Raw genomic sequence first — 12,310 nt, 5'->3', positions numbered from 1 at the left:
TTAATCAATCGTCACGGAATATAACTTGCAAGGCAGAAAAAAATTCATTAATAGTAGTGGTGTGGATGTTCTTAGCATGAAAGCTATTATAAATTTTAGTTATTTCTGTTCTTGAGTTTCGTTGGAACGTTCTAGAGCATAAGTCGTTAGATAACAAGGATCAATTATGAAGTTGTATTATTCACCTGGTGCATGCTCATTGGCAGCCCATATTATTTTAAATGAAATTAACGTAGATTTTGATTTAGAACGAGTTGATCTAAAAACACATAAAACCTCTAAAGGTGCAGATTATTACGAGATTAATCCAAAGGGCTATGTGCCTGCTTTGGAAATTAATCCAGGTTTGATTTTAACTGAGAATGTAGCAATTTTACCTTTCTTGGCTCAGCATGATCCAAAACAGGATTTGATTCCGCCTTCAGGTATGGGGCGTGCCAAGGTGCTAGAGTGGTTGGGATATCTCAACTCAGAATTACATGATGCTTATTCAGTCTTCTTTGGTGGTCGATTAACCGACGATGAAAAGACCAAAGCCTATGCCGAAGTTGATCGTTTACTCAGTTATATCGATAACTACTTAGCTGAATCTGAATATGATTATCTGGTCGATGATAATTTTGGCCCAGCAGATGCTTATTTATTTGTGTTAACCAACTGGTCTAATCATATCGAACATGACTTGACGCCTTATATCAACATTATTGCGTTGCGTAATAAAGTGGCTGAACGTCAGTCTGTGCAAATCGCAATGCGTGATGAAGGCTTATTGAGCTAATTGATGCATTCCAATAAAAAAGCCTCTGTTTACAGAGGCTTTTTTATTTCAGCAATAATCGAAATTATTGTTGAGCTTTTTGTTTTACATCAGCAGCCGTTGATTCAACCGCGCCAGCAACTTTAGCAGTTGCATCACGTGCAGCAGCCTCAGTTTTTGCAGCAGCTTCAGCAGTTGCATTTGCAGTGTGATCAGCAGCAGCATCAATTTGGTTGCTTGCTGTATCTACAGCAGTCGCAACATCACTTGAAGCGGCATCAGCAGCATTGTGAAGATCAGCACCAGCTTGGTTAGCAGCATGCTCTAAATGTTCGCCAGTTGTTGCACCTGTTTCAGGCGCTTTTTCTTTATTACAGCCTACAAGGGCAACAGTCGCAGCGAGACCTAAAGCAACGAGTAATTTATTCATTGTCATATTTCCTTTTCTTTGTGGCATCCAATAGGAATGGATAGCGAAAATATAAACATAAACCACAGGAATAATAAAGTAGAAAAATTGTTGATAACTTGTAAAAACACGCACTTACATCAGATCGTGTAAGTGCGTGCATAGCTATTAGGTGAGCTTAAACACCAGAACGGATCATATAGTCAAAGGCAGATAATGATGCTTTCGCGCCTTCACCGGTCGCAATGATAATCTGCTTGTACGGCACTGTAGTACAGTCACCTGCGGCAAATACACCTTTGACATTGGTTTCGTTGCGCTCATTAATCACGATCTCGCCACGATTACTCAGCTCTACTGCACTGTTCTTCAAGAAATCGGTGTTTGGCAATAAACCAATTTGTACAAAGATCCCTGCAAGTTCAACAGTATGCTCAACATCAGTGGCACGGTCTTTATACTTCAGCGCCGTGACTTGTGAACCATCACCTACCACTTCAGTACTCAAGGCATTCATGATCACGGTGGTATTTGGCAAGCTGTTTAATTTGTCCTGCAATACTTGGTCAGCACGAAGTTTGGTATCAAACTCAACCAAAGTCACATGCTCAACAATGCCTGCAAGGTCAATGGCTGCTTCTACACCAGAGTTACCGCCACCAATCACCGCAACACGTTTACCTTTGAATAATGGGCCATCACAGTGTGGGCAGTACGCAACACCGCGCGTCCGATACTCTGCTTCACCTGGGACATTCATCTCTCTCCAACGTGCACCCGTTGAAAGAATGATGGTTTTCGATTCAAGTTTGGCACCATTTTCCAGTTCCACTTCAACCAGACCATTGGCCGTTTGATCTGCCCCCGTGATCTTGCTGACACGTTGCAGGTTCATGATGTCTACACCGTACTCACGCACATGGGCTTCCATATCTTGGGCAAACTGTGGACCTACCGTTTTTGAACCGTAGTGAAGTTCTCAATGTCCATGGTATCCATGACCTGACCACCAAAGCGTTCAGCCACGATACCGGTTTTAATGCCTTTACGTGCTGCATAGATTGCCGCTGTACCACCCGCAGGACCACCACCAATCACCAACACATCAAATGCATCTTTGGCATTGATTGCGGCTGCATCTTTCTCAGCTGAATTGCTATCCAGTTTGGCTACGATTTCTTCCAGTGTCATACGGCCTTGGCCAATATGCTGATTGTCTTGGAATACCATGGGTACAGCCAAGATTTTGCGTTCTTCAACTTCGTCTTGGAAGAAGGCACCATCAATCATGGTCGCCGTGGTATTTGGATTATTGATAGCAATCAAGTTTAAAGCTTGCACTACATCTGGACAGTTGTGACAGCTTAACGATACGAATACATCGAAGTTTGCAGTTAAATTTAAACCTTTGATCTGAGTCAGTACTTCATCAGAGACCTTAGGGGCATAACCCGACACTTGTAACAATGCCAAGATCAAAGAAGTAAACTCATGTCCCATCGGTAAGCCAGCAAAGAACACACGAGGTTGTTCGCCTGCTTTGGCCACACCGAAACTAGGACGGCGAGCGTTTGAACCGTCAAAACGCGCCGTAACTTGGTCAGAAAGCTCAGCAATTTCAGTCACGAGTTCTTTGATTTTGTCTGCTTTATCTGAGTCATCTAAAGCAGCAACCAACTCGATTGGACTTTCTAAACGTTCTAAGTAAGCTTTTAATTGAGTTTTAATATTTTGATCTAACATCTATTTCTCCAAACGCTAAGACTTTCAAATCAGCTAAATTCATTCAATGAGGCTATAGTACGCAAAAGTACTAAATAGGTAAAACAGTATGTTTTTATGAGTTTAATCGGTTTTTTGAATTTTGGTATATCAGTTGAATTTTTGAAATGTACCTTTCGATAAAAAAAACAGTACAATCAAACTTGTTATACAACTGCAATCATTGCGTGGCATAAAAGGGTAAGCAATATGGCATTACAGCGCGGCATCTATCAACACTATAAAGGACAACTTTATCAGGTCTTCAATGTGGCTCGTCATAGTGAAACCGAAGAAGAGCTGGTTGTTTACCAATGCCTATATGGGGATTACTCCATGTGGGTACGTCCATTAGCGATGTTTCGTGAAACGGTTCAACTGGCTGATGGACAAATCCAGCCCCGTTTTAAATTGATTCAAGCGACTTAAGCGTAATTTGCTGACTTGGTATTGGGAGGGGCAGAGATGACCAGTAGTGTATTCTTACAACGTATTTCTGATTTATATGATCAGTTCAAGCAACATGATGCTCAACAGTCTGATCGTCTGAGTCGCTATCGGAATATTGAAGCTGAGTCGGCAAAATTATTGGCAATGTTGGTTCGTTGCCAGCAATCAAAACGTATTCTGGAAATCGGTACTTCTACTGGTTATTCAACCTTATGGTTGGCTGAGGCTGCCCAAGCGGTAGATGGCAACGTTCAAACTGTAGAAATTGATCCTTTACGTAGTGCTCAAGCGAAAAAATATGCAGAAGAATTTGAGTTAGAACAGCAAATTGATTTCTGGGTGGGAGACGCAGCGGATTTTCTGGCCCAAGCCAGTGAACCGTTTGATTTTATTTTACTGGATGCAGAGCGTATTCATTACGTGAGTTACTGGGCCGATTTAAAGCGTTTATTACAAAACGCTGGCAGTACCTTGATTATTGATAACGTAATTTCTCATGCTGCCGAAGTAAAAACCTTTCTGGAATTGATCAAGCATGATGAACATTACATGAGTACAACTTTGCCGATTGGCGCGGGCTTATGTATGGTGATCTTGAAGTGAATTGATTTTATCTTGGTGGTTTAAGCGATAAGCTTGTGGACTACAACCCATCACTTTATTAAAGGCACGGGTAAAATTGGCAGGGTTGGAATAACCCAGTTCATAAGCAATCGCTGTAATGGTAAAGCTAGAATTCTCTAACAAATCAATGGCACGTTCAGTGCTGATCTGCTGTTTTAATACCTGAAACTCAACACCTTGCTGCTGCAAATAACGCTGTAAGGTTTTGGTAGAAATGTTCAAGACCTTGGCGCATTCAGTTAAGGTCGGGACTTGATTGGCTTGCTTGAGCATCATGCTGACCCATTCCACAATTTCACCTTGGTGATAGATTTTCTGAATTTGTTCCTGACAACGTTGTTCAACCACTTTTAAACTATGCGCATCTGCCAATGGTAAGGGCAGTGCCAATTGTTGTGCGTCAATGACAACCCGTATGCCTGACATCCAGGTGTAGTTAAAGTGGAAATTGGCTTTGACTAAATGTAGATAACGTTCCTGATAAACTGGTTCTGGGATACTTAAATAGACTTGATAGCGTTGTAATTGCTGACCAGCCAACTCTAATAAGCTGTAGTAAAAGGCTACCGCAATCGCTTCAATATGAAAGGCCAGACACTGCTTGTTCATGTGTAAAATCGGTTCAAATAATAGTTCAACCTTGTTTGATTCTGCTGGGAAATGAATGCTCAACTTAAAGCTCGGCATAATCAGTCTAAAGTATTGTGCAATCAGTCTAAGTGCATGCTCTAGATGAGGACTGGTCATCAGGGCATAACCAACCAAACTATGTGAACTCAGTTTTAGATTTTTCCCCAGTTCAAAGGCGAGGTCTTGGGTATTGGGTAGGCTTAAACCAATCGCAATGAATTGTTCAATTTGTTGAACTGACAGCAGTTCTGTTTTCGCAAGTTCATCTTTTAAACGGATGAGCAAATCATTATCGTATTGATGTGTACTGATCAGTATTTCAATCAGCCGCAAATAATAACGCGATGGAATTACGGGAATTTGCTGCTTTTGCACAAGAATTGTTCATTAAAGTCTTAAAATGATAATAGCAAGTCTTAAAATGATAATATAGAGGGGCGATAAAAGCACACACTCAATTCAGGCAAAACATTTTGTGTTTGATTGAGGAAATTCTAATGAATATGCATACTCAAATTGATGTAGAGCAGGCAACAACAAACTTTAAAGATAAAAAACGTCATTTATGGTTATTGGGGTTGGCTGTCCCTACAATTGCAATGAGCGGTCTGGCGGGTTATCAATTTGGCCCGAAGAAAACCAAAAAATTCTTCGCTTCTTTTGGTCCATTATTTATTCATGGCGTTATTCCTGCACTGGATAAACTAATTGGTGAAGACACGGAAAATCCGCCATTAGATGCAATCGCAGACTTGGAAGCAGATCCTTATTATTCACGTATTGTGAAGCTTTTCATACCATTACAATATGCGACCAATATTTATGGCGCTTATTTAGCCAGTCGTAAAAATACACCCGTCGCGGATCAAGTTTTACTTGGAACTTTGGTGGGCATGGTCAATGGGATTGCGATTAATACCGCGCATGAACTTAGCCATAAAACTGGGCGGCTTGAACATTACCTTTCCCATTTAGCCTTGGCACCATCGGGGTATAACCACTTTCGCATCGAACATCCATATGGGCATCATCGTCGTGTTGCAACACCAGAAGATCCTGCATCGTCACAATTTGGCGAAACTTTCTGGAAATTCTTACCGCGTACTGTCATTGGCAGCTTTAAATCCGCGATTGAAATTGAAAAGAATCGTTTAGCACGTAAGAAGTTGCCTTTCTTCTGTAAGGAAAATGAGTTGATACATGGCTGGGCGATGTCTGCCGTGTATCATGCGGCTATGTTTAGCAAGTTTGGCATGCGTTCGGTACCGTTCCAAGTCACGCAAGCTGCCTATGCGGTGACTTTATTTGAATCAGTGAATTACATTGAACATTATGGTTTAAAGCGCGAGAAAAAGGCCAATGGTCAATATGAGCGTACTTTACCTGAGCATAGTTGGAACAATAATAATGTGGTGACCAATTTGTTCTTGTATCAATTACAACGCCATTCGGATCATCATGCCAATCCAACCCGAAGCTTCCAGACCTTGCGTCATTTTGAAGATGCACCTCAATTACCAGCAGGGTATGGCGCAATGATTTTACCTGCGTTTATTCCATCGTGGTGGTCAAAAATTATGGATGATCGAGTGGTGCAGCACTACAAAGGTGATTTAGACAGAATTAATGTTTATCCTGAGGCCAGACAGAAAATGTTAGAGAAATATGCTGAACAACATAGTGCCACTTAAAGCTCGACCAGATCCAATGCAAATCAGCCCAATTGGGCTGATTTTTTATATTTTAAGCTGAGATACAGAGCCGTTTAAAATGTAGATCAAATTCAAGATATTTGTGCACAAAGGCTGTTTTATCGTTGGTACGAAGCAAATTATTGTAGATAAACTCTGGAACAGGATGATAAAGCTCGCCTGAGCCATTGCTATAGAAAATTTTTAAATAGCGTGAAGAAACATCGTATTTCCAAGAGGTTACAACAACCGGTTTTTCCATATATTCGTCCCCATATTGATTTGATCTTTTAGTACATAATGAATAACTCTGGTGTTTCCTCATTTGACAGTACTCCAACTGGGACGGTCTGACAATTCATATGTGCAGCTTGCTATAAACTTATAAGTATAAGAATTGTAAAAAATTAGCTATAAAATTATAGGATTACTAATCTACGATTTTGAAAAAAACAGGCAAAAAGAAACCACCCTAAAAAGGGTGGTTTCAGACGACTAGGTCTAATCTAGATAATTAGATTTTACCAACTAAGTCGATAGATGGAGCAAGTGTAGCTTCGCCTTCTTTCCATTTAGCTGGACATACTTCACCTGGGTGAGCGTGAACGTATTGAGCAGCTTTAACTTTACGAAGAAGTTCAGATGCATCACGACCGATACCACCCGCGTTGATTTCAACGATTTGGATTTTGCCTTCTGGATCGATTACGAAAGTACCACGGTCAGCAAGACCAGCAGCTTCGATTAATACCTCGAAGTTTTTAGAAAGCGTCCAAGTTGGATCGCCGATCAATGGATATTGGATTTTACCAATAACTTCTGAAGTGTCGTGCCAAGCTTTGTGCGTGAAGTGAGTATCAGTAGATACGCCATAGATTTCAACGCCTAATTTTTGGAATTCAGCATAGTTGTCAGCAAGGTCGCCTAACTCAGTTGGACATACGAAAGTGAAGTCAGCTGGGTAGAAGAATACAACAGACCATTTGCCTTTAAGATCAGCTTCAGATACTTCAACAAATTGACCGTTGTGGTACGCAGTTGCTTTAAATGGTTTAACTTCAGTATTAATTAAGCTCATCATTGTCTCCATGATTGAGGTTTTATTGAGAGGCTAACGCCTTACTTGTTTACGAGGTCAAGAATAAATAATTTTTAGTTATTGGGGAAATAGTATTTTTACATGACTAAAATCGGAAAATTGAATAACTCAATCAAAAACGACTTTCACCCAAGGATATCTGCCTTATTTGACTGCATACAGATGAAGCAAACATGACAAACTATCCAAAACTAATGTGCATAACAACATGAAGTCTACGCTGTTAAAATTCAAGGGTAAAATTGAAAAAATCTAAAAATATATAAAAACCAAGATATACGATTAAATTTTCTACGGCTATCTGTTTCATTTTTGAAAATATCTGGTCGTGATCCTTGAGCGTTAGGATAGATTTGCAAAAGAAAAAATACGAATACGATAAGGAGAAGAGAAATTAGTTTGATGAGATTATTGATTTGTTACTATAAAAATACAGGAATTAATTGGCAGGAGTGAAGGAATGGAATCATATAGTGGTCTAGTAAGTCTTACACAAGCAAAAACTTATCTCCCAAAAGAGGGGGCAATATTTATTCCAAATCATTAGGCGGTTGATTTATTCTCATGTTCGATAATTGTATTGGATGCAAAACAAAGTCAGCAAGAAATCAGAGAAGGCGCTATTTTCATACCAAAAGTATTAAAAGGAAAAGATTATCAACACTGGTTACAGGTCTCTACTTTTCTTAATCTTGTCGTTGATTTTGATCCAAACGAAGTAAGTGAATCAAAATTAAGGTCTATTTTTATTGTTTCAGCCTCGGATGAATAATTATTTAACTTGATTCAAGATCTGAATTTTTAGTGCTAAGTCTCTGCGGTGGCTAAGGTCTAGAAAAGCTTTCTTTGCATAGCAAGGTTTTAAGGCGTAAAATAGGCGATTCTTTTTATTTTCAGGAAAGCTGTTCAGTGCAGAGTCATTTAAATGTAGATCAATGGGTTATGGCACGTGACCGTCACCGTTTAAATCGACTGCGCAAGGATAAGAAAACAGAAAAAGCAGACATCGAAAAACTATTTGAACAGTCCAATCATAAAGTTAAACAGCGTTTAGCCCGTATACCGCAAATCAAGCTCAATCAAGACTTGCCTGTTACTCAATATGCAGATCGCCTGATTGCTGCGATTCAAAAGCATCAAGTCATTATTGTGGCAGGGGAAACTGGCTCTGGTAAAACCACGCAACTACCGCAAATTGCGATGCTGGCGGGTCGTGGTCTTACAGGCATGATCGGTCATACGCAACCTCGTCGTCTGGCTGCACGCAGTGTCTCGCAACGTATTGCGGAAGAAGTGGGCGAGAAACTTGGCGAATCAATTGGCTTTAAGATTCGTTTTAATGAGCAAGGTTCGCAAGACTCCATCGTCCGTTTGATGACAGATGGTATTCTGCTGGCTGAATTGACCAATGACCGTTTTTTATCAAAATACGACACGATTATTATTGATGAGGCGCACGAACGTTCACTCAATATTGACTTTATCATGGGCTATCTCAAGCAGTTATTGCCAAAGCGTCCTGATTTAAAAGTCATCGTGACTTCGGCGACTTTAGATGTAAACCGTTTTAGTCAATACTTTCATAATGCCCCAATCTTTGAAGTGGAAGGGCGAAGCTTCCCTGTTGAAGTACGTTATCGTCCCATCTCCGAGTTGAGTATTGTCGGTAGTGATGATGATGAGTTCGATGACTTTGAAGAAAATCTACCACGTGCTGTGGTACAAGCAGTCGAAGAATGTTTTGCCGATGCAGAAAGTCGTGGTCATCCTGAACATGCCGATATTCTGATTTTTGCCAGTACCGAGCAAGAAATTCGGGAATTACAGGAAACCTTGCAAAAGTATGGTCCTCGACATACTGAGGTACTGCCTTTATATGCACGTTTGGCGCTGGCTGAACAGCAAAAGATTTTTAGTCCAAGTGGTAAAGGACGGCGCATTATTATTGCCACCAACGTGGCGGAAACGGCGTTGACGGTGCCGAATATTCGTTATGTGATTGATAGTGGTTTTGCCCGTATTTCCCGCTATAACTACCGTTCACGGGTACAGCGCTTACCGATTGAAGCGATTTCACAGGCAGCAGCCAATCAGCGTAAAGGCCGTTGTGGTCGTATTGCTGCGGGTGTCTGTATTCGTTTGTACAGCGAAGAAGACTTTTTAAGCCGTCCTGAGTTTACCGAACCTGAGATTAAACGAACCAACTTGGCTTCCGTGATTTTGCAGATGCAAAGTTTAGGTCTGGGCAGTCTGGAAGATTTTGATTTCATTGAACCACCTGATTTTCGTCTGGTGAATGATGGTCGCAAACTCTTGATTGAATTGGGGGCATTAACAGATAAAAAAGCCCCTCTTTCCCAAAGAGGTGAGGAACAAACGATGTTCCGCAAGGGAGATTCATCTAGAGATAATCCCCCTCAATCCCCCTTTACCAAAGGGGGAAGTCCAGATAGCTTAACCAAAGTCGGTCAAATGATGGCGCGTATGCCGATTGACCCACGACTGGCACGAATGTTGATTGGCGGTGCGCACTTTGGCGTACTTAAAGAGACGCTGATTATTGTCAGTGCCTTGGCCATTCAAGATCCGCGTGAACGTCCTGCCGATAAACAAATGCAGGCAGATCAAAAGCATGCTTTATTTAAAGAAGCTGACTCTGATTTTCTATTCTATTTAAAACTTTGGAATACCATTCAAACCAGTCCAGATACACAAACCGAAAACAAGCGCCGTCAGTTTGCACGGCAGCATTTCTTGAGTTGGCTGCGCTTACGTGAATGGAAACAAACCCATCAGCAGTTGGTTGAACTGGCTGAAGGTTTAAAACTCAGTTTTAATGAAAAATCAGCCAACTATGAAAACTTACACCGTGCGCTGTTAACTGGCTTGCTTTCATTTATCGCCAACAAAACCGATGAACGTAATACTTTTATGGCGGTACGCCAGCAGAAGGCCAAAGTTTTTCCTGCCAGTACCTTACATAAGACCAATACTGCTTGGGTCATGGCCTTTGAGATGGTGGAAACCTCTCAGGTGTATTTACGTACCTTGGCCAAAATTGATCCAGAATGGATTTTATTGGCAGCACGCGATCTATTGAAATATCATTACTTTGAGCCACATTGGTCGAAAAAAGCAGGCATCGTCAATGCCTATGCGCAGATTTCGCTGTTTGGTTTAATCATTGAACCGAAACGCATGGTGAATTTTGAGAAAGTAGATCAGCCTGCGGCACATGAAATCTTCCTACGAGATGCTCTGACTACAGGTAATTTAGGTGTTACACCGCCGTTTTTAAAGCACAACCTGTTGAAACTCGAAGAAGTTGAACGGGTAGAAGATAAGTTGCGTCGTCGCGATTTGGTGGTCGATGAGGAAACCATTTACCAGTTCTATGCCGAGAAAGTGCCAGAGGAAATTGCCAGTCGTCGTAGCTTTGAAGATTGGCGCGCAACGGTAGAAACAGAAAATCCACGTTATCTTTTTGTAGAAGACGATGCTTTGTGGATGAATGATCGTCCGACCACGCAACAATTTCCAGATTATCTGCATAATGGTCAGTTACGTTTGGCTGCAAGCTATCGTTTTGATCCAAGTCATGATGAAGATGGGGCAACGGTTAAAATTCCTGTACAGGCTTTACCGCAAGTGGATGAAAAGCAATGGTCTTGGGGAATTCCAGGTTGGCGACAAGATTTAATTGAAGCTTTACTGAAGGCACTTCCTAAAGATAAACGTCGTAATCTGGTTCCGATTCCAGATACGGCAAAAAAGTTGATGCAAGGCATTGATGCGGTACATTTACGTGAGCATCTATTTAATTATTTAGCTTTTGCGTTACGTGGCGAGCAGATCACGGAAAAAGATTTTTCTTTCGAGCGGATTGATCAATATCTGGTGCCTTTTATCAAGGTGTTAGATGAAAAAGGTAAACTCATTGCTCAAGGCCGTGACTTAGACGAATTAAAAGCACGTTGTCGTGTTGAAACTCATCGTCCAGTGAAACAGCAAGCCGGTGAGTTCCAGACCTTCCCTGAGAATTTTGTATTTGAAGCCTCTCAAAAAGTGACGGGCGTGATCGTCAAGCAATATCAGGCGTTGGTTCCAAGTAAGCGATTTGCTGAGCTTGATGCCAAAGATGAATCGGGCGTGGTGATTCAAACCTTCAATGATCAAGATGAAGCGATCAAGCAACATCGTGAAGGGGTGATTCGTCTGGTGCATATGCAATTGGGAGATTTAATCCGTCAATTGAAAAAGCAGATTTCCAAGCCGTTGGCATTGGCTTATTCGCCGTTGGGGGATCGTGCCAAACTGGAACAAATGCTGGTCTATGCAACCTTACAGGTTTCGATTCAGGAGCTACCTAAAAATTCAGATGAGTTTCAGCAACTACTGACTGAAACCAAAAAGCAGTTTTTAGCAAATGGTCAACAGACATTAAGTGATTTAACTGAAATATTTACCCAATGGCAGCAGATTCGCCGTGAATTATTGGTCTTGGATCAGACGATCTTTGGCCGAAGTGTAGATGATATTGAAGATCAGCTTGATTTAATGTCTTTGGCAAACTTTGTGTATAGCCGTCCACCTGAGATTTGGCAGGAATACCCGCGCTATTTAAAAGCACTGCTATTGCGTTTAGATCGTTTGCCCAATAATCTACAACGAGACCTTGCTGCAATTGATGATGTCGATCCATGGATGGACAAAGTGTTTAAATTTAAAAATGATCTTAGAATCAAAGAATTGTATTTGATGTTGGAAGAACTCAGAATTTCCTTGTTTTCTCAGCCGATGAAAACAAAGCTGCCTATTTCACCAACTAGATTACAAAAACTATGGGATCGATTAGCAATCGGTTAAACTGAGAAATATGAAAGTTAGAA

At 41.1% G+C, this 12,310-nt stretch carries 10 protein-coding genes and 1 pseudogene; 6 read left to right on the top strand and 5 right to left on the bottom strand.

What is annotated here, in order from left to right:
* The first annotated feature begins 166 nt into the window (after positions 1–166).
* A complete protein-coding gene (locus NQU59_RS14575; RefSeq protein ID WP_005242024.1) occupies positions 167–778 on the top strand; it encodes a glutathione binding-like protein in 612 nt (203 codons plus the stop codon).
* Between the two features lie 64 nt (positions 779–842).
* Here the strand turns inward: NQU59_RS14575 and NQU59_RS14570 are convergent, their stop codons facing one another.
* Together NQU59_RS14570 and ahpF are read right to left on the bottom strand one after the other, a co-directional pair.
* Complete coding sequence (locus NQU59_RS14570) at positions 843–1,187, bottom strand: hypothetical protein (protein ID WP_005242023.1); 345 nt, start codon at positions 1,185–1,187, stop codon at positions 843–845.
* 157 nt (positions 1,188–1,344) lie between these two features.
* Positions 1,345–2,909, bottom strand: a pseudogene (gene ahpF, locus NQU59_RS14565) (alkyl hydroperoxide reductase subunit F).
* Positions 2,910–3,137: 228 nt separating this feature from the next.
* Between ahpF and NQU59_RS14560 the strand changes: the two are divergent.
* Together NQU59_RS14560 and NQU59_RS14555 are read left to right on the top strand one after the other, a co-directional pair.
* Entirely contained in the window at positions 3,138–3,356 is a 219-nt protein-coding gene (locus NQU59_RS14560) for a DUF1653 domain-containing protein (RefSeq protein WP_005242021.1), read from the top strand.
* Positions 3,357–3,392: 36 nt separating this feature from the next.
* Positions 3,393–3,980, top strand: a complete 588-nt coding sequence (locus NQU59_RS14555; RefSeq protein WP_005242019.1) for an O-methyltransferase — start codon at positions 3,393–3,395, stop codon at positions 3,978–3,980.
* On the opposite strand, the gene NQU59_RS14550 is transcribed toward NQU59_RS14555, so the two are convergent.
* Positions 3,957–5,006: a helix-turn-helix domain-containing protein gene (locus tag NQU59_RS14550; protein ID WP_257063910.1), complete on the bottom strand. Its 1,050-nt coding sequence runs from the start codon at positions 5,004–5,006 to the stop codon at positions 3,957–3,959. The two genes, NQU59_RS14555 and NQU59_RS14550, sit on opposite strands and share 24 nt — an antisense overlap.
* 122 nt (positions 5,007–5,128) lie before the next feature.
* Between NQU59_RS14550 and NQU59_RS14545 the strand changes: the two genes are divergently transcribed.
* Positions 5,129–6,322 (top strand): alkane 1-monooxygenase, encoded by a 1,194-nt coding sequence (locus tag NQU59_RS14545; RefSeq protein WP_257063908.1) that lies wholly within the window; start codon positions 5,129–5,131, stop codon positions 6,320–6,322.
* A 52-nt stretch (positions 6,323–6,374) separates the two neighbouring features.
* On the opposite strand, the gene NQU59_RS14540 is transcribed toward NQU59_RS14545, so the two are convergent.
* Both NQU59_RS14540 and ahpC read right to left on the bottom strand, forming a co-directional pair.
* Entirely contained in the window at positions 6,375–6,584 is a 210-nt protein-coding gene (locus NQU59_RS14540) for a KTSC domain-containing protein (RefSeq protein ID WP_005204416.1), read from the bottom strand.
* 252 nt (positions 6,585–6,836) lie between these two features.
* A complete protein-coding gene (ahpC, locus tag NQU59_RS14535) occupies positions 6,837–7,400 on the bottom strand; it encodes an alkyl hydroperoxide reductase subunit C (RefSeq protein WP_005242015.1) in 564 nt (187 codons plus the stop codon).
* A gap of 601 nt (positions 7,401–8,001) precedes the next feature.
* On the opposite strand from ahpC, the gene NQU59_RS14530 reads away from it, so the two are divergent.
* Together NQU59_RS14530 and NQU59_RS14525 are read left to right on the top strand one after the other, a co-directional pair.
* Positions 8,002–8,193 (top strand): hypothetical protein, encoded by a 192-nt coding sequence (locus NQU59_RS14530; protein ID WP_257063904.1) that lies wholly within the window; start codon positions 8,002–8,004, stop codon positions 8,191–8,193.
* A 137-nt stretch (positions 8,194–8,330) separates the two neighbouring features.
* Positions 8,331–12,287 (top strand): DUF3418 domain-containing protein, encoded by a 3,957-nt coding sequence (locus tag NQU59_RS14525; RefSeq protein WP_257063903.1) that lies wholly within the window; start codon positions 8,331–8,333, stop codon positions 12,285–12,287.
* The last annotated feature ends 23 nt before the right edge of the window (positions 12,288–12,310 follow it).

This window comes from Acinetobacter colistiniresistens (assembly GCF_024582815.1).
Classification (GTDB): Bacteria; Pseudomonadota; Gammaproteobacteria; order Pseudomonadales; family Moraxellaceae; genus Acinetobacter.
The sequence above is the reverse complement of the archived record's forward strand: the minus strand, read 5'-3'. Positions and strand labels throughout refer to the sequence as shown.

Coding starts and splice junctions, on each gene's coding strand:
- NQU59_RS14575 (WP_005242024.1), top strand. CDS start 167: ATGAAGTTGTATTATTCACCTGGTGCATGCTCATTGGCAGCCCATATT.
- NQU59_RS14570 (WP_005242023.1), bottom strand. CDS start 1,187: ATGAATAAATTACTCGTTGCTTTAGGTCTCGCTGCGACTGTTGCCCTT.
- NQU59_RS14560 (WP_005242021.1), top strand. CDS start 3,138: ATGGCATTACAGCGCGGCATCTATCAACACTATAAAGGACAACTTTAT.
- NQU59_RS14555 (WP_005242019.1), top strand. CDS start 3,393: ATGACCAGTAGTGTATTCTTACAACGTATTTCTGATTTATATGATCAG.
- NQU59_RS14545 (WP_257063908.1), top strand. CDS start 5,129: ATGAATATGCATACTCAAATTGATGTAGAGCAGGCAACAACAAACTTT.
- NQU59_RS14540 (WP_005204416.1), bottom strand. CDS start 6,584: ATGGAAAAACCGGTTGTTGTAACCTCTTGGAAATACGATGTTTCTTCA.
- ahpC (WP_005242015.1), bottom strand. CDS start 7,400: ATGAGCTTAATTAATACTGAAGTTAAACCATTTAAAGCAACTGCGTAC.